The sequence below is a fragment of the Sphingobacterium hungaricum genome (assembly GCF_015210005.1).
Lineage (GTDB): Bacteria > Bacteroidota > Bacteroidia > Sphingobacteriales > Sphingobacteriaceae > Sphingobacterium > Sphingobacterium hungaricum.
The window spans coordinates 3,088,338-3,111,327 of the sequence record NZ_MU158698.1 but is presented as its reverse complement, the minus strand read 5'-3'; the positions used below and the strand labels follow the sequence as shown (position 1 = coordinate 3,111,327).

At 36.6% G+C, this 22,990-nt stretch carries 22 protein-coding genes; 9 read left to right on the top strand and 13 right to left on the bottom strand.

The window, feature by feature from the left end; all coding sequences use genetic code 11:
• Position 1: 1 nt before the first annotated feature.
• From C4F49_RS16795 to C4F49_RS16785, 3 genes are all read left to right on the top strand, one after another.
• Entirely contained in the window at positions 2–418 is a 417-nt protein-coding gene (locus C4F49_RS16795; RefSeq protein ID WP_196936992.1) for an NUDIX hydrolase, read from the top strand.
• A gap of 668 nt (positions 419–1,086) precedes the next feature.
• Complete coding sequence (locus tag C4F49_RS16790; RefSeq protein ID WP_196936991.1) at positions 1,087–1,254, top strand: hypothetical protein; 168 nt, start codon at positions 1,087–1,089, stop codon at positions 1,252–1,254.
• A gap of 22 nt (positions 1,255–1,276) precedes the next feature.
• Entirely contained in the window at positions 1,277–2,938 is a 1,662-nt protein-coding gene (locus C4F49_RS16785; protein ID WP_196936990.1) for a hypothetical protein, read from the top strand.
• An 84-nt stretch (positions 2,939–3,022) separates the two neighbouring features.
• On the opposite strand, the gene C4F49_RS16780 is transcribed toward C4F49_RS16785, so the two are convergent.
• Positions 3,023–4,132 (bottom strand): hypothetical protein, encoded by a 1,110-nt coding sequence (locus C4F49_RS16780; protein ID WP_196936989.1) that lies wholly within the window; start codon positions 4,130–4,132, stop codon positions 3,023–3,025.
• Between the two features lie 163 nt (positions 4,133–4,295).
• On the opposite strand from C4F49_RS16780, the gene C4F49_RS16775 reads away from it, so the two are divergent.
• Together C4F49_RS16775 and C4F49_RS16770 are read left to right on the top strand one after the other, a co-directional pair.
• Positions 4,296–4,940: a TetR/AcrR family transcriptional regulator gene (locus C4F49_RS16775; RefSeq protein ID WP_196936988.1), complete on the top strand. Its 645-nt coding sequence runs from the start codon at positions 4,296–4,298 to the stop codon at positions 4,938–4,940.
• Positions 4,941–5,011: 71 nt separating this feature from the next.
• Entirely contained in the window at positions 5,012–5,458 is a 447-nt protein-coding gene (locus tag C4F49_RS16770; protein ID WP_196936987.1) for a KTSC domain-containing protein, read from the top strand.
• Between the two features lie 52 nt (positions 5,459–5,510).
• Here the strand turns inward: C4F49_RS16770 and C4F49_RS16765 are convergent, their stop codons facing one another.
• The 9 genes from C4F49_RS16765 to C4F49_RS16725 form a co-directional block, all read right to left on the bottom strand.
• Positions 5,511–6,290 carry a hypothetical protein gene (locus tag C4F49_RS16765; RefSeq protein WP_196936986.1) on the bottom strand — a complete coding sequence of 260 codons (780 nt, stop codon included), beginning with the start codon at positions 6,288–6,290 and terminating at the stop codon, positions 5,511–5,513.
• A 28-nt stretch (positions 6,291–6,318) separates the two neighbouring features.
• On the bottom strand, positions 6,319–7,521 hold the full coding sequence (locus C4F49_RS16760) for a porin (protein ID WP_231388349.1): 1,203 nt from the start codon (positions 7,519–7,521) through the stop codon (positions 6,319–6,321).
• Between the two features lie 139 nt (positions 7,522–7,660).
• Positions 7,661–8,698, bottom strand: a complete 1,038-nt coding sequence (locus C4F49_RS16755) for a bestrophin family protein (RefSeq protein WP_196936985.1) — start codon at positions 8,696–8,698, stop codon at positions 7,661–7,663.
• 7 nt (positions 8,699–8,705) lie between these two features.
• On the bottom strand, positions 8,706–9,374 hold the full coding sequence (locus C4F49_RS16750; protein ID WP_196936984.1) for an NAD-dependent epimerase/dehydratase family protein: 669 nt from the start codon (positions 9,372–9,374) through the stop codon (positions 8,706–8,708).
• Positions 9,375–9,496: 122 nt separating this feature from the next.
• Positions 9,497–9,985 (bottom strand): GDYXXLXY domain-containing protein, encoded by a 489-nt coding sequence (locus C4F49_RS16745; RefSeq protein WP_196936983.1) that lies wholly within the window; start codon positions 9,983–9,985, stop codon positions 9,497–9,499.
• Entirely contained in the window at positions 9,978–11,045 is a 1,068-nt protein-coding gene (locus C4F49_RS16740) for a DUF4401 domain-containing protein (protein WP_196936982.1), read from the bottom strand. Before C4F49_RS16740 ends, C4F49_RS16745 begins: the two co-directional genes overlap by 8 nt.
• A complete protein-coding gene (locus C4F49_RS16735) occupies positions 11,035–11,994 on the bottom strand; it encodes a DUF2157 domain-containing protein (RefSeq protein WP_196936981.1) in 960 nt (319 codons plus the stop codon). The genes C4F49_RS16740 and C4F49_RS16735 overlap by 11 nt, the downstream gene beginning before the upstream one ends.
• A gap of 48 nt (positions 11,995–12,042) precedes the next feature.
• On the bottom strand, positions 12,043–12,759 hold the full coding sequence (locus C4F49_RS16730) for a YARHG domain-containing protein (protein WP_196936980.1): 717 nt from the start codon (positions 12,757–12,759) through the stop codon (positions 12,043–12,045).
• A gap of 63 nt (positions 12,760–12,822) precedes the next feature.
• On the bottom strand, positions 12,823–13,659 hold the full coding sequence (locus C4F49_RS16725) for an MBL fold metallo-hydrolase (protein ID WP_196936979.1): 837 nt from the start codon (positions 13,657–13,659) through the stop codon (positions 12,823–12,825).
• Positions 13,660–13,735: 76 nt separating this feature from the next.
• Here C4F49_RS16725 and C4F49_RS16720 point away from each other — a divergent pair, with 76 nt between their 5' ends.
• Complete coding sequence (locus C4F49_RS16720) at positions 13,736–14,452, top strand: class I SAM-dependent methyltransferase (protein WP_196936978.1); 717 nt, start codon at positions 13,736–13,738, stop codon at positions 14,450–14,452.
• Positions 14,453–14,505: 53 nt separating this feature from the next.
• Here the strand turns inward: C4F49_RS16720 and C4F49_RS16715 are convergent, their stop codons facing one another.
• A complete protein-coding gene (locus C4F49_RS16715) occupies positions 14,506–16,695 on the bottom strand; it encodes a glutamine synthetase III family protein (protein WP_196936977.1) in 2,190 nt (729 codons plus the stop codon).
• Positions 16,696–17,053: 358 nt separating this feature from the next.
• Here C4F49_RS16715 and C4F49_RS16710 point away from each other — a divergent pair, with 358 nt between their 5' ends.
• Both C4F49_RS16710 and C4F49_RS16705 read left to right on the top strand, forming a co-directional pair.
• Positions 17,054–18,307 (top strand): putative DNA modification/repair radical SAM protein, encoded by a 1,254-nt coding sequence (locus tag C4F49_RS16710; RefSeq protein ID WP_196936976.1) that lies wholly within the window; start codon positions 17,054–17,056, stop codon positions 18,305–18,307.
• Positions 18,308–19,084 (top strand): TIGR03915 family putative DNA repair protein, encoded by a 777-nt coding sequence (locus tag C4F49_RS16705; protein ID WP_196936975.1) that lies wholly within the window; start codon positions 18,308–18,310, stop codon positions 19,082–19,084.
• Between the two features lie 65 nt (positions 19,085–19,149).
• On the opposite strand, the gene C4F49_RS16700 is transcribed toward C4F49_RS16705, so the two are convergent.
• A complete protein-coding gene (locus tag C4F49_RS16700; RefSeq protein WP_196936974.1) occupies positions 19,150–19,779 on the bottom strand; it encodes a hypothetical protein in 630 nt (209 codons plus the stop codon).
• Positions 19,780–20,075: 296 nt separating this feature from the next.
• Here C4F49_RS16700 and C4F49_RS16695 point away from each other — a divergent pair, with 296 nt between their 5' ends.
• Positions 20,076–21,566, top strand: coding sequence for a succinate CoA transferase (locus tag C4F49_RS16695; protein ID WP_196936973.1), 1,491 nt, complete (start codon positions 20,076–20,078; stop codon positions 21,564–21,566).
• Positions 21,567–21,783: 217 nt separating this feature from the next.
• On the opposite strand, the gene C4F49_RS16690 is transcribed toward C4F49_RS16695, so the two are convergent.
• Positions 21,784–21,987, bottom strand: a complete 204-nt coding sequence (locus C4F49_RS16690) for a hypothetical protein (RefSeq protein WP_196936972.1) — start codon at positions 21,985–21,987, stop codon at positions 21,784–21,786.
• Positions 21,988–22,990 lie beyond the last annotated feature (1,003 nt).

The window sequence follows — 22,990 nt, the reverse complement described above, 5'->3', positions numbered from 1 at the left end:
TATGAAGATAGAAAAAATACATCTGCCAACGGCTGGCTTAATAGCCATTAAGGACAAAAAAATTCTATTGGCGTACAGCATCAATAAGAACGCATGGTATTTACCCGGCGGTAAAGTAGATATCGGTGAAACGGCATTGCAATCTGTTCAGCGCGAAGTTTTGGAAGAATTAAATGTAGAACTGAAACCTGATGGATTAAAATACTATTGCCATGTTTCGGCTCCAGCTTATGGGGAACCCGAGCACATTACGATGCAACAAGACTGCTTTCTTTATAATTTAGAAGAAGAGTTCAAAGCAAGCAATGAAATTGGCGAACTGAAATATTTTGATCTGGAGACTTATCTTCAAGAACCAGCTCAAGTCGTGGGTGTCCTAAAAGTTTTTGAAAATTTACAAAATGACAAGTTGTTGTAAAGAATAGTAAACGAGATCTTTTAGTAGAGATACAATCTAAAACACTGCATCCTAAACCGAGTAGTTTTTCAGAATAAAATCCCTCAATTATAACTAGTAATACTGCATACAATATTGTGTAATGCTTTGTCGCGTCTAGGGTTTATCTTTAGAGCGACATTTTTGCATATGAATTTAATAGCATTACAATCTCTAGTTCTAGTCCAATAATAAGCTCCAAATAAAAAGATCTCTCTTCTAAAACCGATTAGGCTAGGCAGGGCCAAATAGCCTTTATCCACACACTTCACGCATAAAAATGATAGCTCCTACATCTTACTAAAAACGGATTAATGGAGCTATTTTCGATAGATTTTACGATAGAATTTAATCTTTATTAAGATTTATGTGGCGTAACATCTACATATGTGGCGTAACATCGACAATTAGGAAAACAAACGATTGCAATACTATTTTTCTATCATCTATTGCTATATCTTCGCATCGTTAATTTGAAAATATAAAGAATCTCAATCGCTAAAACGTTGAGTCATCCTGAACCAAATAGTAATCAAATACTATAATATTCCAACTTAACTTTCTCTAAGTTTCAAAAAAGGCCAATTTATTGGCACTGGAATCTTATTGACTTATAATTAGGATTAATCTATTAGAATAACAGCAATAAAATGAAGCATTTACGCCAATACCAAAAACCAACTTTCGAAGTGATGTTGATTGAACTTGAACAAGGAATTGCGGCCGGTTCGACCACACAATATCCTACCGCGAATGAAGGTGGTGTAGAGCATCAATGGGACAGTATCGTCACTGACGATAGAGATGCTGCTTGGTAATTAATCTTATTAAATCTAGACCATGAAAATTCAATCAATAAATAAAGTAATGTTCAATAGAAATTACATATGGGTAATCGCATTGATTACGTGTTTGTTCTCTTGTCAGGATGAAAAAATAGTAAATGAAAGCAATGAAGATGCTATAGTACGTATCTCAATAGATGGCATAGAAACTCAAACAGAGAGCAATGGTTCAATTGCAAGTACAAACCCTGCTAAGCTAGCGAGCACACAAGCAATAAACACTAGCGATGATGTTGTTCAAAATTTAGAAGTTCCTTTCGATGATTCGCACTCTGTGCAGATTACAATTACTGAACAGCGCAACTCAGTAAATTCTAGCAATTCAAAGTTAAATAAAATTGCTTCGACCACAACAACAGGTCCTGTAAAATGGCTTCTTGAAGCAGGTGTTAAATATAGAGTTGTAGTTTATAACAGTGCTGGAAACTACTTAAATAATTACGAGTACGTAGTTGGAACTGCTAAGCCAACTAATGGAATCACATTAGCTCCTAATCAAAAATATACTTTTGTTGTATATTCAATTAGAAGCAAAGAGTCTGTCCCTGCTGCTCCAACAGCGAGTTTAAACAGTGCTATTTTACCAGTTAATGGAAATGTTGATTTTATGTATTTTATTAAAGAAAACATGACCGTTAGTGCCGGAGTCAATGATTTAGCTGTCTTGTTGAAACATAGCTTTAGCCAGATTACAACAACCATAAATGCGTCGGCGATAGGCGATGTTACTGCTGCAACAGCTAATGTTAAACCACATTTTAATGTACCAGAAATCAAATTAAATAATGGCAGCATAAATTATCTTGCAAAAGGTGGTACTTGGAGTGGAGATCCTACACCGTCTGGAAGTGTAGTATCATTCCCAAACCTGTCTTTATCGAAGGTAGTAAGCGATTCAATAATGGTTTGTAATAATGGATCTTCGACTAGTACATTATCGTTTCCACATATTACAATTAAAGGAATGACAAAATATAACGTTCAAGTTCCTAATATTTCTTTAAAACCAGGAAGACGCTACGTATTAACAATGAATTTAACGAGCTTCGGAAGTGGTAGTAACGGTGGTGGCGGCCAGGCATTTTCTCCTGGAAATTTGATATACAATCGGTCAAATGATTCGTATAGTTTCGCTACAACACAGGCAGATTATGGTAGTTACTTTTTTCCTAACTATACAAAGCCTAAAAGACTTGATATCGCAAATATAACACCCAATAATACTATTAATGGATCTTCTGGAGACCCTTGTTCAAAAGTGCTTCCTTTAAATTCATGGCGTTTGCCTACCGAAACAGAATTGATGTCTATCAAAGAATCTACTGCGAGCAGAATATCTGGACATGCCGGCCCTAACATCAATTCTCCAGTTCGTTTTGTCGCTACGTACGACGGTACGAATAGCACAAGTTCTGGCATGTTTCTTGGCACTCAACTGGATCCTGGAACTAACCGATATAGTTATATGTTCTTTACTTATGGTGGGGCTATTAGAAGTAATCATACAAGCCCTGGAGAATTCGGTTTTGGATATTATTTAATTAAGTCTTCAACAGCTTACAAAGCGGTTCAATTTGGTAATGTGGATACGTTCGATTTTGTAACTGCTTTGAAAGAAGAAGCTTTCCAAGTAAGATGTGTTAAAGTAAATCCATAGTCTATAATACAATTTTTATTTAAAAGGCTTTCTTCTAAATACCAAAAGAAAGCCTTTTGTTATTTGGATAATTTATTGAAATAATTACTTAAAATCAACCTTCGTTGTATAATTGAGTTTACTTAATTTGTCTGTAGTCTGACTGTGCTGCGAAAGCTTAAATGATATTGGAACTCCCATACGTTCATAATCGAATGTAGCCTGAGAGAAATTGCGAACGGCCAGCGTTAAATAGGCATCTATTTTTTCTGCAGTAGTTTTGAAGGATTGCACGTTATTGATTTCTTCCTCAGTATATCCTCTAAAAAAGAAATGCACATCAGCTGTATTAAGTTCTGCTATTTCCGCCTCATCTAAATGCGCCATTTGATTGTATGACAATTTATTCACCAATGCATTTGTACTTTCAGCAGCGTCCAAAACCATATAAGCAATCTTTCCGTAGTTTAGTTCTGATACGCGAGCAATCTTTAATTGATTAATTTGTTCTAAGGAAAAGTAGGGATTAAAGTTATATTGGTCGTTTAGCCTTGAACGAATCGTTATTGTTTCTCTTTCACTGTAATGTAACCAGCCACTTTTTTTCAATTTATGATAATCTGATTCAGAAATAGCAAACAGCGCTCGGATATCGACATTTTCTTCAAAAAGTAACTTCAGATTTTCATAACTTTGGAATTTATAAGTATAATCTTTGTGAGCCAATATGTTCCTATTTTTCATAGACTCACTCAGATTTTCAACCTGCTTACTTAAATCATCCCATGAAGAGATTGAACTTACTTCAAACAGATTCCAATCATACATCAAAAAATTTAAATACTCAACTTTTGATTTCGATTGTTCAACATAATTGGCAACTTCCAATTCCGGCAAATCTTTAAGTGAGACAAATGAATTCATTAGCGGTTTCTCATGCACAGCTGTTATTGGATACATAAAGCCATGATTTGCCGATTTCTCTACTTGAAATCCTATAATCGAATCCTTTTTGCTATCCCATAAGGTGTCCGTAATCGTGCGAAGGCTTAGTGCAACAATTTCTTCAAAATCATAAGTAGAATAATCTGTATTGTTGGGTTCCACTTGATCAGTAATCGATGGTTCAGGAGAATTTCTTGTGCTACAAGATCCAAATAGCATCCCCATCAGTGCAGTTATTAGATAACAAACGTTTTTGATAATGAATTGCATGTTAGAGGCTTTAATATTAAATTAAAAATTCTGCGAAATTATTATTAGTTTTTAATAAAAGTGGTGACATAAAACTTTTTTATTAGTTAAAAAATGAAAGAAAATAGTTAAATTGCTTTATAAAAAAGCACAGGCAATATTTCGAACCCAATTAAAATAAAATATGACGATACCAAAAACCATTGAAGGACCCATTCGTAACAAAGAAAAAACAAAGAAAGGTCTGATTGACGCAGTAGGGAAGATAATTTTGGAAGACGGTTATACAAAATTAGGTATCAACCGAATTGCAAAAGTTGCTGGAGTTGACAAAAAATTAATATATCGCTATTACGGGAATTTGGATGAGCTGATTGCCAGCTATTTTCGTCAGCGTGATTTTTGGTCTCAATCGGAAGTGGATGAAAAATTAAATGAAATACCAAATCAGTTTGAAGATTTCGGTGAATCTGTAGCTAAAAATTTCCTAATTCAGCTAATGGATTATTTAGACAGCAATGTTGAAGCACAGAAGATATTGGTGTGGGGATTGTCCGAAGAGAATGATTTTATCAAAAAATTAAGCTATGAAAGAGAATTAATAAGTACCGAATACTTTAAACTTACTGATCCTTTTTTTGAAAAATCTGATATCGATTTGCGTGCTAGTTATGCTATTTTGCTCGCTGGTGTATATTATTTGATTTTACATACGAATTCCACAGGAGGAACTTTTTGTGAACTAGATCTCCAAAAACAAGAAGACAAAGACCGGGTGAAGAGGAGTTTAGAGAAACTATTGGGACTTTGTTTTAAACAAGTGAAGTAGATTTCAATTTGATTGGAATCAATGCAACTTTTCTAAAAATCAAAAGCTTATAAATCGTACCTTTGCGCCAAATGAAAAAAATAGTTGATTATAGAAAACTTTTAAATGTTGATAAAGCGGTTGAGTTGTCCTCACTAAAAACCATTTATCGTAACATGATGAAAGAATATCACCCTGATAAATTTCAGGTTGAAGAAGAGAAGGCTGTTGCCGAAGTAAAAAGCAAAGAAATTATCGAAGCATATCACTTTTTGGTAAGCATTTCTCCTGAAACGCATGCATTAAACACTGAAGCATATACCAATACGATTACCAATTCAAACATTCTTGATTTTGAATACAAACAATCGGTTTTGAATATTCAGTTTTTTGATGGCAGCTCATACGAATACTTCGATGTTCCAAGAGCGATCTACACTAAATTCGTAAATGCAGATTCTCCAGGAAGATTTGCACGTCGCCATATTTGTAACTCTTTCCCATATCGTAATGTGGTAAAGGTTACTGAAACAGCTTAATCTGTTTGTTAAGAAAGAACCAATATTTTTTTGCATATTGGTTCTTTTAACATTATTCATATCCACCATTTAGGACGATGTGGACAAGGATTTTGTCGGTATCTCTCCATTGAACCCAACCGTGTGGCGCATTTTTCTGACCTCGTTTATGGGGGTCAATAACCCTTATCCAATTTCCTGCTACGCTATCAGCCTGATGTAAGTCAACATCGGTTTTCAGGTTCGTTCCGAATGGCTGATCAAATAGCTTTTCGTCTTCATAATCAATATACCAAGCACGTTTTATCGCCTGTTCCCATGATTCATAATAGAACCAAGAACTAATTTTCGAATCGATAAAATTAGGATTAAAAAATAGCTCGTCTGAATTATTGTTCTTTCTTAAATCATTTTCGGGATCAATGCTTATAAAACTAGTTTCAAATGTTTCCTCGTTGATAAGGATTGTAAAACCTGCAGCAGTTTGTTCAATTACTCTGAAAGTTAGCTCTGGAACAAAATGAATAAGTCCCATATTGCGATGATCTTCGCCATCTGCATCCGAATCGCCTTCCGAAAGAATATACGGCTTAAGTCTATTTCCCAATCTTGTCGTTTTAAAGTCTAGCTTCCCTTTGTTCGATCCGGATTCAATACGACGAAAGCTGATGCTATCGTAGGGATTGCTGGCTGTATCAGTTGTATATAGCCTAATAGTTTCTGAGACATTGAGGTGAAGCAAACCTATTCCTACCTTATTCTCTGTAATGGGTAGTTTTACTGCATCCAAACTGCTAGTCGATGAGCATGAGCACAAACAAAAAAGAAAAGCAAATAAACGTGTTTTGGACATAGTAAGACCGGTCTAAGATAAATTCATTTTACAGAACAGGAATAGTAAAATACGCTCCAAACGTCAAACGGTTAAACTGCTGATTTTCTCTTTCCAATACAGAAGCGAACTTCGTAGAATTGCCTACATAACCAGCAAAAAAGCGAAGGTCTTGGTTCTGATAAGGTTTATATTGCAAAGCAGCAAAATAGGTATAATTTGTTCTGAAGTTATTCCCTAACTCTTCGTTGTTTTGTTGACTGGCTGTTTCGTATGCACCTTTCAGTGCAATTTCCCAAGTTTTAGTTAAAAATTGATCATAACGCAAAATAGCTGATTGATAAACGACATCTTCACTTAAAGTGTTATTCTCGCCTGTATTTCCGTAAAACGTATTGATGACAGAAGAAGCGAGCATTGCATGATCTACAGCTAAATTCGTGTGCTGAAGATCCAGATAAATAGTTTGCTTATTCGTTTTAAATTTATTCGCCAAAGAGATGCTTTGATTAGTATGGCTTTTCGCAAATTGCGAGCTGTTATACGACCATTTTGTCTGAAGCTTTCGCTCCATGAAATTTCCGGTCCATGTAAAATAGGCACCCATCGGCGTTGCCGAAGCTTGGAGACTTCCTGCTTGAAAGCCATTATTTTGCAAATGATCTCCAAATCTGTCGTTGGTTGTATTGTATACTTGTGCATGCACAGCATGGTTGTTATTTACGGTATAAGAAAGCGTTCCTGCCACGACAAATAGATTTAACACACTGCCGACATAATCCGAAAACTTGTACTCATAAATAGGATTATTCTCAAACTCGTAACTTCCTACCATCGCACTTTGCTTTCCAAGCGTTACAGCCCAATCATTTTGCTTTCCAAATTTATAGCGGATAAAAGCATGGTCCAATGCACGTGACGCATTATCCTGGCTTGTTCGTCCAAATGAACTATTTAATCTGAAACGAACTCGGTAGGAGAGACGGTCGTTATAATCTCCGTGCAAGACCACTCGCGCTTCATCCAAATGCATACGATTCATTGGGTTGTCAGACCCCATGCTATCCGCTTGAAATCCCGCACGAAGCATCACATCCATATTGAACAGCTTAGCTTTAGCTGGACTTTGGATAATACTATCTTGCTGCATACTGGTTACATTTATTTTAGTATATTTTCTCTTTTCGTCAGAATCCGCATAACCTGTCGTGCAAAAACAGATTATTCCTAAGGACGTAATAAAATTTTTCATTAATCGCTATGATGTCGGTTTAATTATATTCAATAGATTATTGTGACTCTTAAAGATATGGATTACTAAGCTAGCTAAAAACAGTAAAGGCCTCATGAGGCCTTAAAAAAGAGTTTGTCTATGTAAAATTTACAAAAGGTTACATCAATATTCCTCTTTGAACTTGAATAGGTTTTGGAATGTCTTGTTCACCGATCATTTGAAGCAAATCAATTTCAATGGTTCTGCAGATGGATAACATTGGCACATCGTTAGGAAGACCTTCGAAAGGATTTTCTGAATAATCGCCCACAAGTTCCATACAGACAAACATCCACCCAACAATAACGACAAAGGGAATGGATAACCAAATTCCCCAATCACCGATTTTGCTAAATTCAGAAACAATGCCAAAAGGCAACATGAAGATAAATACACAGACGAAAATAAAAGTGATATTTCCATATTGGCGTGGCAAGGGGAATTTCTTTATTCGTTCGGCCATGCCTTGGTGGTTATAAAAATCATTCAACGTATTCTGCATAGTGACCTGACGGAAGTCGTTGATTAGGTTTTGCTGCCTTAGCGTCGATAAAGCTTCTGTTTGTTTATCAATCAGTTGTGTAGCTGGATTATCAAATCTCTTAAGATCTTCAATTTCGTCATTGGATAAGTATCTTTCCATTTTAAAATGCTCGAATTGATCATTGAACAATCCCACGCCGTTTTTTGATTGTTGTAACCGAGCGAATTTTCCAAAGGTTCCCCTTAAACTCGCATGTTCCCATTGCGTACTTAATAACAATTGGCTTCTCAAGGTGTAAAGCCAAGCAATATGTCTAAAAATTAAGGAAAGTTTGATCTGAAGAAGTTCTTCTTTAGAAATAGATTCATCAGTAAAATTATCTCCTACAAAGTTTTTCACCATTGTAGACCAAGATCTACTGCTGTTTACAATCGCGCCCCAGATTTTGCGGGCTTCCCATAAGCGGTCGTAGGCTTGATTGTTTTTAAAACCTACATAAAAAGCAACGGCGGTACCGATCACAGAAAGTGGAACCCAAGGTATGGTAAATTCTCCAAAATCAGTGAAATAATATAGGCTTGCAACAATGACGGCCCACAGGGTCAACCAAACCAAATGATGACCTGCAAATCTCATCAATCCTTTAAATGTGACATTCTTTTTTACTAACATACTTTTTCTAAGAGTTTTTCTGTGCTAAGATTTTAATATCGGTTACTTCAATTATTGGTTTTGGATATCCGTTTGTGACGGCATGAATCATGGCTTTGCCAACATCTTCCAATGTGCAGCTAAATTTTGGAAAGAGAAGATTCCAGAGTGGATATAGTCCTGAAATCACTTTTAAAAAACCTTTGGTGTTTTTCTGTCCTTTGACGATTTTCATGACGCCTGGACGGAAATTGTAAACCGCTTTAAATGGCAATCGCATCAACACGTTTTCTGTTCGTCCTTTCACTCTCGCCCACATGACTTTTCTATTTTCCGAACTATCTGTTCCGCTTCCAGAAACATATGTAAAAACCAACTGTGGGTTTATGGAAGCAAGCTGCTCAGCAAATGAAACGGTTGTATTATAGGTAGCTTTCGTAAAATCTTCTTCCGAAACGCCAACCGAACTAATTCCAGCGCAATAAAAACATCCGTCGTAGCCTTTTAGCTCTTCGGCATGTTCATTGATTTTGGTGAAATCAGAAATAAGCAGTTCTTTTAATTTTGGATGGTTGCGATCTAAATGTCTTCGATTAATCAGCAAAACTTCCGAAACTTGGGGGTCATTAAGGCAAGTAAGCAAAACTCCTTCGCCGACCATTCCGGTGCTTCCTGTGATTATAACTTTTAACTGCATAGGTGTTTTTTACACAGCCAAATTAATCAATTTTTGAAAGATTTTATTATAGAGTAATTATTTTTATTCAAATAGAGAATACCGATCGAATTGCTTACTTATTACGTATAGAAGTACAGATTTTATTGAATTAACTGCTTATTGTCATCATACAGGCCTATTAAAATACTATTCCCGTGTTTATCGATTTTTAATCCTCCATATGCTGCCTTCTCATATTTTTCAGCCTGTCCTTCTTCGAAGAAATAAGATTCAGCCCCGATATGAACATTCCATGAGTTCAGTGCATTGTATTCGATTAATTGCTCTCCAGATTTCAGTGGCGTTTGATCTTCTTGAAAACGTACTCTGTCGGCAACAGCTGTTGAATCCAGCGTAACAACAATGTATCCGCGCTTCGGAATTGAATCATTATAATCTAGCATTCCAATCGAATAGCGCAAAGCCATATAATCGCCTTGCATCAATGATCGCGGATCAACAGGTGCCAAATTCAATAAAACAAGCTGTCCGTCATCCAGAATCTTTTCTTTCTTTGCAATCGATGTATTAAAATAAATCAATAGAAGAATTAGATTTCCCAATATGATCAGTCCGATATACTTAGCCATTTTTTGAAGATTTTTTTGAGGTAAAATAATAAAGCAACAGAAACAGTATTCCAGAACAAAACAACAAAATGGATTTTGTTAGCAAGGTGAAATTCAGATCGTAATAATATTGACCAATGAAATAGATGAACGAAATAATTCCTAAGAAAAATCCAGTCCGGTATGAAACCATAAAACTCAATAGAATCATTAAAAATGCGCCTGAAATCGCAGGATACAAGAGGGTAGGTAAGAGCAGTAAAATGGTTAACCCATAAATTGTCAATTTGCCGCTTTGATCGTTAATGCTTAATTTTTTCAGTACAATCGACATGACATAAAGAATAACGATGATGATAAATACCGAAGATGCAATAATGTATTTCTGAGCGATTTCTTCTAATCCATTAATGCTTAAAAATAAGCTGACACAAATAATAGAAAACAAAGAGGCTATCCGTACAGGCTCATAACGCTTAGAAATTGCTGGCGATGCAGCTAGGCATTTCGCCTCATTTAGGAAGATGAAGGCTATACCTGCAGCTAACAAGGATAAATAGGCTTGCACCAAAACAACCTCATCATTCAGAATGCAGAAAAACAAAATGCTTCCATTAATCACTAATGTCGAAAGAAAGGTCAAGATGTAATTCCTGCTTAGACTAAAGGTCGCCAAACTTGTAAGCAAGATACTTAGGATGATCAAGTTCTTATCAACGTCCATTCCAGACAATCCTATTCCAATCAATACAAAACCGATAATAAATGCTGAAATGCCGATGGTATCGAGAATGATTTTGTCAGAAGATTTGCTGACTAATAGCGAAGCAACAAGACAAATTCCTCCAAAAAGCAACATGCCCATTTCGGAATCATATAAGCCAGCTATTAAAATAAAGCCGACGAACGAGATGCAGGCTAGAATTCCGCCAAGGATTGTCATTATTTTTATGGACAACGATTGATCATCCTTATCTCTTTGATATTCTGCATAAATCGCTTCTTCATCAAATTGCAGCGTTCTGCTAGATGTCGCTTGGATCGTTGATAAGATTTCATCGATCTCTTCTCTAGTTTTCATTTTTCCTCCATTTCTTTTGCAGACGGATTAAGTTTGTCACAACTAAAGTTACTCCTCCAATAATAAATAGGCCATTGATAAAAAACATGAATTCATCATCTGATATCCTGAATAACAAGGAAGATAAGATAATGATGACACTAAAAGGAATAGCCGAAAGATAGAATCCGCTTTTGATCTGAAGGCCATATCGAATGCCGACCGAATAGGCAATGCTGACAAAAACAGCTAAAGGCAGTATGGATAACAAATTTCCATCAACGATGCCGTACGCCAGTGCAATTGTTGCGAATGATATGGCTGCGAGCGCTACGATATTCAAAAACCATGTTGGCAATATTTTGTGTTTCTTGTTTTGAGGAAGAATGATGGCAGCCATCAATGCCGTTGTATTCACCAAGAACAAAAGGGTGAACAAGAATATAAAGGACCAATCTTGTGCGACTTGATCAGCATACAAATACAGCGTTGTATTAATCAATGCTAAATAAAGTAAATACAAGGTTGCATAATTCCCAACAATAACCCAAAGAGTGATAAACAAAGTCCAAGCTAAAAAGAAATCATAGGCATTCGCACCTGTTTGATAAATCTGTCCGAAAACCGCAAATAAAACTCCGACAAGCACAGACGCAGCGGTTAATATTATTTTCCTTAGCTGAGTATTCAGTTTAGGATAAATTGCGAATAGGGTAGTCACGATCAGCAAACCTTGCGTAAGACCGAGCTTCACAAATTTGTTTAAATCAGCCCAGTTATATGCAAAAAAGAAGATGATACCCGCTATGGTAAATCCAATTCCCAATACAATAAAAAACAGGCGAAGAAATTTTTGCCAATCATCCTTTTTCGCATAAATAGATTCTTCAAGAATGGATTCAATTTCTTTTTCGTTCAGGTTGCTGTGCTGCCTGACGATAGATAGATCTTCACGTTGGATTTTATTCATTTCTTATATTTTTATCTTCCTGAAGTTTATTAAACTTCGGGATAATTTTTATCCAGCAACAACAAATCGGACAAACTTCAATTGATTATTTACAAATTCAAACTGCCAATTATACGTAAATTCATTTTCGGAATGATAATCTGTAAATTCATCAAAATCCTTTATAATTTCTGAATGAGCCATGTGGTTGTAAGTTAGATGAATCTGGTTGTTTTCTATACGCAGTTCATAGACAATCTTCACAAAACCATTATCCACAAGAACCTTTTGCAAGCCTGTGTTTTTATAATAATTGATATCGTCCAAATCGAGCCTGCTGACCACATCTTTTAAATAGTGCTGTTCACCTTCTTCATAGCTGAAATTAAATGAATTTTTTAATTCAACTAGTTCATCTCCAAGAACATTGTTTTTAAACTTCTCGAGCTGAGTGGTAAGTTCTTGGCGCGCTGCTTTCAGAGATGTTGTTGTTTCTTGAAAAAGCTTAATGTTTTGCTTTTCAATAGCGTTAAAAGTCACCTTGTTATTATCACCTAAAGATTTATAGTTTGGATCCTGTTCGAAAAATTCTTGTATGCGAGGATTTTCAAACTGATGCCCATTTTTGGCAAAAATCTCATTGGTCAACATTCGAATCTCATCGATGCTCGAACCTATTAGTTGGGCAGGTTTAATGATCTCGGTTGAACAGCTTGAACAATCTTTCAACGATTGTGCTTGGCAGTAAGCTGCAAATAGAATAAATAAGATGACTGCTTTGTACATGTTAACTTTGTTATTAATTTAAATGTACGAAACATTGCGTATAATTAAATCATTCGGAACGACTTAGGCGATATCACTGAACCTAAATGTTTCCTTCAAACGGATTCCTTTTTCCGTCTGCTGCAAAGTGCAGCATTCATTGACAGGATCATGCTCAAAGAAAATTACGTATTCTTTTTCTACGAATTCTGTCCAATAGCTCTTCCGCTCTTCCATCGTGACCAATGGACGCACATCGTAACTCATCACATAGGGCAGAGGAATATGTCCGACTGAAGGCAACAGGTCTGCAGCATACAGAATTGTTTTTCCTTTATACTCAATTTGTGGCAACATCATGGATTCTGTGTGGCCGTTCGCGTAGCGAATGTCAATCAAGTCGGAAAATTTCTCTCCTTCTACAATAAATTTTAGCTGTCCACTTTCTTGAATGGGAAGTATATTTTCTTTTAGAAACGAAGCTTTTTCTCTTGGATTCGGATTCACTGCCCAATGCCAATGTTTTTCATTGCTCCAGTAGGTTGCGTTTGGAAAGGCTGGAACTAGCTTTTCGCGATTGCGAACGATTGCTCCACCACAATGGTCGAAATGCAAATGTGTCAAGATCACGTCCGTTATGTCATTGCGATGAAAACCATATTTTGCTAATGAACTATCTAACGTTGCTTCTCCATGTCGATAATAATGTCCGAAAAACTTCTCATCCTGTTTATCGCCAAGCGACGTATCAATTAAGGTCAAGCGCTTTCCGTCTTCAATCAGCAACAAGCGATTTCCCCAAGTGCAGAGGTTATTGGCATCAGCTGGATTGGTTCGTTGCCAAATGGATTTCGGAACAACACCAAACATCGCGCCTCCATCTAATTTAAAAAATCCCGTTTCTAAGCTATAAAGTTTCATCTCGATTGATTTTAAAGGCTATTTTTTTTAAGCATTATTAATTGTACCTTTTTAAGGTAAATAAATATTTAGAATAATGAAAGAAAAATCCAGTTTAGCAGAAATTGAATCTCGTTTTGATCAAGATGTAGAACGTTTTTCAAATTTAGATACTGGCCAGCAGACAACGTTGGATGCCAAATTAAATATGGACCTGATCTGTGAAGCCATTTCAAAAGTATATCCTGATTTAAACGCCGTTCTTGATATCGGTTGCGGAGCAGGCAATTACGATGTCAATCTGCTTCGTTTTCATTCGCCGCTAGAAATCACGTTGGTGGATTTAAGCCAGCCCATGCTCGATCGCGCAAAAGAGCGAATAGAAGCAATAAATAGCGGTACTGTTCGATTGGTGAAAGGTGACTTTAGAACTGCTGATTTCGCGGATGAATCCTTTGATGTGATTATCGCGACGGCTGTTCTTCATCACCTTCGAAATGACCAAGATTGGGAAAATGCATTTCAGAAATTCTACAAAATACTAAAGCCGGGAGGAAGCATCTGGATATTTGATTTGATCCAGCAAGAAAATAGCCGATTGCAAGATTTTGTTTATAATGAAAAGTATGGCGATTATCTGAAAGGACTAAAAGATGAAAATTATCGGGATCATGTATTCGATTATATTGAAAAAGAAGATTCGCCTAGAAGTTTGATCTATCAATTGAACTTATTGGAAAAAACAGGCTTTCATCATGTTGACGTCTTGCATAAGAACCTTTGCTTTGCATCATTCGTTGGCTTCAAATCATAAAAAAAGCTGTACTAAAAAATTAGTACAGCTTAGCTCATGTATTTTTATTCAGCTTAGTGAATAAATAGTAACTCTCTTAATTTTGGTAAAGGCCAGCGTTGATCATCAACAATTTTTTCCAATTTGTTGACGTGGTAACGGATTTCATCAAAATAAGGTTTTACAATTTCGTCATATGCAATCGATCTTTCGCGAACATCGTCGATTGTATTTGCTTTTTTACGAGCCTGACGCATTTCTTCAGCTTTTTCTAGAACTGTATTCGTATGTTTTGAAATACGTTCTACTAAGTTTAATTGAGAGCTATATGCTTCTTTGCTTAAGCCTAGATCTTTCAATCCTCTTACGTTTTCAATCAATTCATTTTGGTATTCGAAACATACAGGAGCGATCTGACAGCTAACGATTTCTCCAATAACACGCGCCTCAATCTGTAATTTTTTGTAGAAGTTCTCTAACAAGATTTCGTGGCGAGCTTCCGACTCACGTTTAGAGTAAATACCTAATTTCTCAAACAATTCTAAAGACTCAGGTTTTACGTAAACGTCCAAAGCTTTAGGAGTTGATTTTACATTTGATAAACCTCTAGCCGCTGCTTCGATTTCCCATTCTTCGCTATATCCATTTCCTTCAAAACGGATCGCTTTCGATTCTTTGATGTATTTGCGGATAACGTTTAAAAGAGCAAGGTCTTTTTTCGTTCCTTTTTTGATTTGCTTATCAACTTCAGCTTTAAATTCAATTAATTGCGCAGCAACGATTGTATTTAAAATAGTCATTGGCAAAGCTGAATTTGAAGAAGAACCTACCGCTCTGAATTCAAACTTATTTCCTGTAAATGCGAATGGAGAAGTTCTGTTTCTATCTGTGTTATCCAATTTCAATTCAGGAATTTTTGGAATGCCATGCCATAGATTTGCTTCTGCTTTCACTTTCTTCGCCACACGAGCCGATTCAACTTCTTCTAAGATTTCATCCAATTGAGAACCTAAGAAGATAGAGATAATCGCTGGAGGAGCTTCGTTAGCGCCTAAACGGTGATCATTACTGTGACTTGCAATCGACGCACGTAATAAATCTGCATTTTCATAAACCGCTTTAATCGTGTTTACGAAAAAGGTTAAGAACATTAAATTATTTTTAGGAGTTTTTCCTGGAGACAATAAATTAACGCCTGTGTTTGTGATTAACGACCAGTTGTTGTGTTTACCAGAACCGTTAACACCAGAATATGGTTTTTCGTGCAATAAAATCTTAAAGTTGTGGCGAAGTGCAATTTGCTCCATCAAATTCATCAACAATTGGTTGTGATCGATCGCTAAATTGATTTCTTCGTACATTGGCGCACATTCAAATTGAGAAGGCGCAACTTCGTTGTGGCGAGTTTTTAAAGGAATACCTAATTTCAAAGCTTCATTTTCCAAATCAACCATGTACGCTAAAACACGTTCAGGGATTGCTCCGAAATAATGATCTTCTAATTGCTGTCCTTTTGCAGAAATATGTCCGAACAAAGTTCTTCCTGTAGATTGAAGATCCGGACGAGCATAGTATAAAGAAAGATCAACCAAGAAATATTCTTGCTCGATACCTAATGATGCATTTACTTTAGTAATGGATTTGTCGAAATATTGTGCAACATCTGTTGCTGCTTTATCAACTGCACTAATAGCTTTTAGCAAAGGAGCTTTGTAATCTAAAGATTCTCCAGTATAGGATACAAAAACAGTAGGAATACACAATGTTTTGCCAGAACCTGTTTCGAAGATAAAAGCAGGAGAGGAAGGATCCCAAGCTGTGTAACCGCGAGCTTCAAATGTATTGCGGATACCACCATTTGGAAATGATGAAGCATCTGGCTCTTGTTGAACTAACGATTCAGCACTGAATTTTTCAATAGCTTCATTGTTTTCATCAGGCTCAAAGAATGCATCATGTTTCTCCGCAGTTGCTCCAGTTAATGGTTGAAACCAGTGCGTATAATGAGTTACGCCATGACCTAAAGCCCAATTTTTCATTGCCTGAGAAATGTACTCAGCTAAATCTCTAGTGATCTGCGTACCTTCATCGATGGTTCGAACAAGCTCTCTATAGGTGTTTTTTGGTAAATAATCTCTCATTTTTGCAATGGTGAATACATTCTTGCAATAAATGGATGTTGATTTTTGAGAAACTACTTTGACTTCTTCTTGTTGGTGCCTATTAGAAGCTACTTCTACTGCTTTAAACCGTAAACTTGACATTTTTTTATAGATTATTTTAGTTGTTTTTGATATATAGTCGTAAAAATAAATATTATTTATAATAAAACGATTAATTTTTTTAAAAATTTGCATAAAAATACAGGGTTATCTCACAAATAATCTTCACATTTTCGTTTTTCTTCACATAATATCATAAAATCAGCATTTCTAATTCCGATAAAGCTTTTAAAGTAACTAAACGTAACAAAACATAAATTCGACAAATTTCTATTTGAACCATTCGATTTGCTTAATCAAAGGTTTTATCTTTTTATCAACGCTATAAAATAATAAGGCTTCATATAAAAATTTTAGTTTTACTAAATATATTAGTATATTTGCTAATCAAATTAGCGTTATGTCAGATAGAATTAAGGATAAGTTGGAAATTCTTGCCGATGCTGCGAAATACGATGTTTCTTGTAGTTCAAGTGGAAGCAATAGGCAAAACAAAGACAAAGGATTAGGAAATACAGGTGCTGGAATCTGTCATTCCTACACGGAAGACGGACGATGCGTATCGCTCCTAAAAATCTTATTGACAAATCATTGCATTTTCGATTGTGCCTATTGCGTTTCGCGCAAAAGCAACGATGTGAAACGTGCCGCTTTTACCGTCCAAGAAGTCGTTGATCTAACGATTAACTTTTACAGAAGGAATTACATTGAAGGATTGTTCTTAAGTTCTGGAATTTTCAAAAATTCCGATTATACGATGGAACGCTTGGTGTTGATTGCCAAAAAACTTCGCACAGAACATAATTTCAATGGATACATCCATCTTAAAACGATTCCCGGAGCTTCTGATGACTTATTGCACGAAGCGGGATTATATGCCGATCGATTGAGCGTTAATTTGGAAATCCCAACCGAAGAGGGCTTGAAATTATTAGCTCCGGAAAAAAACCGGAAAGATATGATTGAGCCAATGGATTATCTGAAGAAAACCATTATTCAGACCAAAGAGGAGAAAAAAATCTTTAAATCGACTCCTAAATTTGTTCCGGCAGGACAGAGTACCCAAATGATTGTTGGCGCCAGTGGCGAAACAGACCAGCATATTGTCAATACGGCTCAATATTTCTACAAAAACTTTAATCTTAAGCGGGTTTATTATTCGGGATATGTTCCGATTTCAAATGATAACCGCTTGCCTGCATTAGGAACTGCCGTTCCTATGGTGCGTGAAAATCGCTTGTATCAAACAGATTGGCTAATGCGCTTTTACGGATATCAAGCAAACGAAATCGTGAACACAGCACATCCGACTTTGGATTTGGATATAGACCCCAAACTTGGCTGGGCTTTACGAAATATGGCTTCTTTTCCAGTAGATATCAACCGAGCAGATTATGCAATGATTTTGCGTGTTCCGGGAATTGGCGTAAATTCAGCAAAGAAAATAGTGGCTGCTCGGAAGTTTGGAGGATTGCGTTTGGATAATCTCCAAAAATTAGGCGTAGCTGTGAATAGAGCAAAATATTTTATCAACTGCGCCGGATTTCAGCAAGTTTTTGCGGATAAGCAATCCGATTTAATCAAACATTATATTTTAGCTTCCTCACAAAGTAAATATTTGAAGCAATCGACATCTCAATTAAGTTTATTCTAAATGAATTCTCGGATTTTATTATACGACGGAACTTGGGAAGGAATGCTTTGTTGCATTTTCGACTATTTCGATTATAAATTACAGGTTGAGTCTATTACTTCGAACCAGGATTTTGCAAATTTATCCTTATTTGCTTCGCCCCATCAAGTCACTTCTGACAGTGAAAAAGCAAATCGCGTAGCGAAAGGGCTCGAAGCGAAAGTAGGCAAGGAGGGACTGACCGAATTATGGCATGTTTTTCTTTCGGAATTGCCCCATGCGCCTTTGTTAATTTTAAAAACAGCAGTTTATTACCTCAATCAGGATAAGAATAGCCGATTGAATTATGGCCATGAAGATGTATTGGAGGTAAAACAGATTGTTAAATCGGTCTCTCGGGAACGCCATCGCATGAAAGCTTTTATCCGTTTTCAAAAATTGAATAATGGAATCTATTTCGCTTTGGTTGAACCTGATTTTGATGTCTTGCCCTTAATCCGCAAGCATTTTAAAGACCGTTATGCCGACCAGCATTGGATGATTTATGACGGTAAGCGAAAATACGGCTTATCCTACGATTTGGAATCCATTCAAGAATTTTCATTCACCGAAGATGTCAATATTTCAAATAAAACGATTGCGATTCAATGGGAGGAACAGGAAGATTTATACAGCGATTTATGGAAAAGGTATTTCAATGCAGTCAATATCAAGGAACGGAAAAACATGAAATTGCATTTGCAACATGTTCCGCGTCGCTATTGGAAACATTTAAATGAAAAGGAATTGGATAAATAATGCTATTTAACTACTAATGGATCTAAGGTTTATGTAGCTCCATTATTAGTTAAGGATTTATCTGCTTATTGCTGAGAAAATAGCTCAATCAATTTCGCTCTATTTTCGGCATCCACTTCTTTTAATTCCAATTTGTTGTCATTCGTATTGATTTTCAGATTCAGCATTGGCGCATACGTATTTTCGGCCTCTGGAAAATATAGCTGAAAACTATATTCACCCAAATTATCCAAAATGGCGACTTCAGTATTTAATGGAAATACAGAAGCATGCACAGCCTGAGTAGCAAAAGATTTTGACGGAGTCAATCCAAAACGGGTTGCCAAAGCATCCAGTAAAGCATTGCTATTTTCTCCGATGGAACGGAAAGTAATCGCATTTGCAATTAGCGTGTCCTTTAGAATAACGTCGGAAGTAGTTCCCGTACCTGCCGGAATGTTGGCATCAATTTCAATCTGAAATCCTACAGTTTCGCTGTTATTCAATGCCTGAACCGTGTAAATATGCGTTGAATCTGTTTTCGTATCTTCTATAATATCGAATGTTAAATCAACTAAAGCTGTATCACTTGCTTGTCCAAAATTCACCTCCGTTAGGTCCGATTCTGTACCAGCGGTTTTGGCTGTTTGATTGGACTGGCAGGAAGTAAGGAATACAAAAGGAATAAGCAATAAACTAAGTGCAATGTATTTCATAAAATCGATTTTTTAGTAAAACATATACATATAACTAAAATGTACAGCATATTGTTTGTTGGTCGACTGACTTATTTATGACAATAGATTTAATTAAAAGCTAATCAAGCTATAAGCTATTGCTTAATAAATAGAATCATTCATTGCCTACGGCGATGCTTCGAATATTTTAAAGCCGAAATCTATTTTAAAGCAATTATTTTAATTGAATAGGATAGGCATGCATTTTAATCAACGCTTATTTATTAGCTTTGCTATTTTACTTATCTAAACGAACGATAACAAACGAACCTCATATGGATTTATCAAGAATCAAGTTTGCGCCCTTGCAAGACAAAGTCATCACTGCACAAGAAGCGGCATTGTTTTTCGAAGACGGTATGGTTGTCGGTTCTTCGGGATTTACCAAAGCCGGCGATAGCAAAGTCGTTCTTCCAGCCTTTGCGGAACGGGCAAAACAAGAGCCTATCAAAATCACATTGATGACGGGAGCGTCTTTAGGACATGATACAGACGGAAAACTTGCTGCCGCAGGCGCATTGTACAAACGCATGCCTTTCCAAGTTGACCGGGTTCTTCGGGAGAAAATCAATGCTGGAGAAGTATTGTTTATCGATCAGCATTTAAGCGAAAGTGCGGAATTGTTGCACAATAAAAATTTGCCTTCTGTGGATTTAGCTGTCATAGAAGCTGCATACATTGATCGCGATGGAAATATTGTGCCGACAACGTCGGTCGGAAATTCGGTAACCTTCGCCGCCTTGGCCAAACAAGTAATTATTGAAATCAATACAGCCGTGCCCGAAGAGGTTTTTGGAATCCATGATATTTATCAAGCAGAGAATTATCCTCATCGAAATGTTATTCCAATCGTTGCGCCTTGGAACAAAATCGGAAGGCGATCCATTCCATTAGATCCTTCGAAAGTCGTCGGTATCGTATTCACAAATATTCAGGATAGCCCAGCAGATATTGCCGAAACGGATCCTAAAACGGAATCCATTGCGAAGCATATTCTTCATTTTTTTGAGAATGAAGTACAGCTCGGCCATTTAAGCGACCGCTTATTGCCGCTGCAGGCGGGAATTGGCAAGGTTGCGAATGCGGTTCTTTCAGGATTTAAACACAGCAATTTCTACGATTTGACGATGTTTTCCGAAGTGTTGCAGGATAGTACGTTTGATTTGATTGATTCAGGAATTTTGAGTTTTGCTTCCGCTTCGTCCATCACGGTTTCAGCCGAATGCTATGACCGTGTATTCAATAACCTGGCAAAGTATAGGGACAAAATTGTATTAAGGCCTCAGAATATTTCGAATACGCCAGGCCTGATCCGCCGATTGGGAATTATTGCCATCAATACGGCTATCGAATTTGATATCTACGGAAATGTCAACTCGACCCATATTTCCGGCACAAAAATCATGAATGGAATTGGGGGCTCAGGTGATTTTGCAAGGAATGCTTACTTAAGCATTTTTGTAACCCAAGCGTCTTCCAAAGGAAATACCATATCCCATGTGTTGCCAATGGTTTCGCATGTCGACCATACCGAACATGATGTCGATATTTTGGTGACGGACATTGGTTTAGCCGATTTAAGAGGTCTAGCGCCTAGAGAACGTGCCCAGAAAATTATTGACAACTGTGTTCATCCAGACTTTAGGCAAGAATTGCAGTCTTATTTTGACCGTGCGAAAGAAAGGGGAGGACATACACCCCATTTGCTGGAAGAAGCATTTAGTTGGCATCTGCGCCTAGCAGAAAAGGGGACGATGAAAAAGTAGGTTGATACGGGTTATTATGCCATTTCGCTATCAGCAGAAGGCACTAAACCGTAATCTAATTGACAAACAGAAAAGCTTTTTTACTTTTTGCTTTTGAATTTTCACTTGGAAAACTATTGTTCGATATCTTCCTAAGGGAGATGTCGAACTTTGGATAAAAGGATTTACATTCTCGATTAGTTCTCAATGTTAGTTTGAAATCCTTCAACAACTAGCCTTAATCCCTCCCCAACAAGTCATTATAAGCGATCAATAGATGATAAATGATCGTCGACGAATCATAAGAAGTCGTCAAAGAATTATGAAAAGTCGTCGAAGAATCATAAGAAGTCGTCGAAGAATCATGAAAAGTCGTCGAAGATTCATGAGAAGTCGTCGAAGAATTATGAAAAGTCGTCGAAGATTTATGAGAAGTCGTCAAAGATTCATAAAAAGTCGTCGAAGATTTATGAAAAGTCGTCGAAGATTCATGAGAAGTCGTCGAAGATTTATGAGAAGTCGTCGAAGAATCATGAAAAAGTGACTTTTTTTATGACAATTATCATGATTTAATTGCTATTTGACTTTAGTTGAATGATTTAATTTGTTAAAAAACAATAGTTTATATTTTTATTTTGTTTATTGTATTGTCTTATATAGTATATAGTAGTTAGTATATAGTATTTAGATTTAGGCTTAGGGAGAATAAGCACACACCAAACGCGCACCAGCGAAAAACTAAGGCGCGGAAAGGTTTTTGAATTTTTACTTTTTACTTTGAAGATCCCCTTCGGGGGGTTGGGGGATTTAGCTCTGAGAAACTCTGCGAAACTACGCGTTAAAGCCTTTCCAAAAAGAACCGCAGAAGACGCTGAGAAGGCACAAAAGACACAGAGCAAGGTTTGAAAAGCTAGAAAGTCTTTCTAAATTAATTCCCCCTTCGGGGGTTAGGGGGATTAGCTCTGCGAAACTCTGCGCCTCACTCTGTGAAACTCCGCGTTACAGCCTTTCCAAAAAGAACCGCAGAAGACGCTGAGAAGGCACAAAAGACACAGAGGGAAATTCAAGAATACGTTTTGAGTAATTAGTAGCTAGTATATAGTATTTAGATTTGGGCTTAGGGAGAAGGATTGCTCCGTAGGAGCAACATGTTTGTAGAAAAAGATTTCCAATATTAGAAGCGTGTCGTAGGTACGCGACAAACTATAAATTCATTGATTCGATTGCGTACCTACGGCACGCATTTAATTTTCAATTGTATTGTCTACAAATATTTAGCCTCTACCAGGCTTTAACGGTTATTTCAAAACCAATCATAGAGAGCTTTTTTCAGCATTTTTAAAGGAATTAAGATGTATGCAATATTGTTATATCCTTTATTAAATTTTTATTTTCATTTTGAATTTGTAGCTTATGCTTTAGAAGACAGACGTTTTGTCAGTTTA

Coding starts and splice junctions, on each gene's coding strand:
- C4F49_RS16795 (WP_196936992.1), top strand. CDS start 2: ATGAAGATAGAAAAAATACATCTGCCAACGGCTGGCTTAATAGCCATT.
- C4F49_RS16790 (WP_196936991.1), top strand. CDS start 1,087: ATGAAGCATTTACGCCAATACCAAAAACCAACTTTCGAAGTGATGTTG.
- C4F49_RS16785 (WP_196936990.1), top strand. CDS start 1,277: ATGAAAATTCAATCAATAAATAAAGTAATGTTCAATAGAAATTACATA.
- C4F49_RS16780 (WP_196936989.1), bottom strand. CDS start 4,132: ATGCAATTCATTATCAAAAACGTTTGTTATCTAATAACTGCACTGATG.
- C4F49_RS16775 (WP_196936988.1), top strand. CDS start 4,296: ATGACGATACCAAAAACCATTGAAGGACCCATTCGTAACAAAGAAAAA.
- C4F49_RS16770 (WP_196936987.1), top strand. CDS start 5,012: ATGAAAAAAATAGTTGATTATAGAAAACTTTTAAATGTTGATAAAGCG.
- C4F49_RS16765 (WP_196936986.1), bottom strand. CDS start 6,290: ATGTCCAAAACACGTTTATTTGCTTTTCTTTTTTGTTTGTGCTCATGC.
- C4F49_RS16760 (WP_231388349.1), bottom strand. CDS start 7,521: ATGAAAAATTTTATTACGTCCTTAGGAATAATCTGTTTTTGCACGACA.
- C4F49_RS16755 (WP_196936985.1), bottom strand. CDS start 8,698: ATGTTAGTAAAAAAGAATGTCACATTTAAAGGATTGATGAGATTTGCA.
- C4F49_RS16750 (WP_196936984.1), bottom strand. CDS start 9,374: ATGCAGTTAAAAGTTATAATCACAGGAAGCACCGGAATGGTCGGCGAA.
- C4F49_RS16745 (WP_196936983.1), bottom strand. CDS start 9,985: ATGGCTAAGTATATCGGACTGATCATATTGGGAAATCTAATTCTTCTA.
- C4F49_RS16740 (WP_196936982.1), bottom strand. CDS start 11,045: ATGAAAACTAGAGAAGAGATCGATGAAATCTTATCAACGATCCAAGCG.
- C4F49_RS16735 (WP_196936981.1), bottom strand. CDS start 11,994: ATGAATAAAATCCAACGTGAAGATCTATCTATCGTCAGGCAGCACAGC.
- C4F49_RS16730 (WP_196936980.1), bottom strand. CDS start 12,759: ATGTACAAAGCAGTCATCTTATTTATTCTATTTGCAGCTTACTGCCAA.
- C4F49_RS16725 (WP_196936979.1), bottom strand. CDS start 13,659: ATGAAACTTTATAGCTTAGAAACGGGATTTTTTAAATTAGATGGAGGC.
- C4F49_RS16720 (WP_196936978.1), top strand. CDS start 13,736: ATGAAAGAAAAATCCAGTTTAGCAGAAATTGAATCTCGTTTTGATCAA.
- C4F49_RS16715 (WP_196936977.1), bottom strand. CDS start 16,695: ATGTCAAGTTTACGGTTTAAAGCAGTAGAAGTAGCTTCTAATAGGCAC.
- C4F49_RS16710 (WP_196936976.1), top strand. CDS start 17,054: ATGTCAGATAGAATTAAGGATAAGTTGGAAATTCTTGCCGATGCTGCG.
- C4F49_RS16705 (WP_196936975.1), top strand. CDS start 18,308: ATGAATTCTCGGATTTTATTATACGACGGAACTTGGGAAGGAATGCTT.
- C4F49_RS16700 (WP_196936974.1), bottom strand. CDS start 19,779: ATGAAATACATTGCACTTAGTTTATTGCTTATTCCTTTTGTATTCCTT.
- C4F49_RS16695 (WP_196936973.1), top strand. CDS start 20,076: ATGGATTTATCAAGAATCAAGTTTGCGCCCTTGCAAGACAAAGTCATC.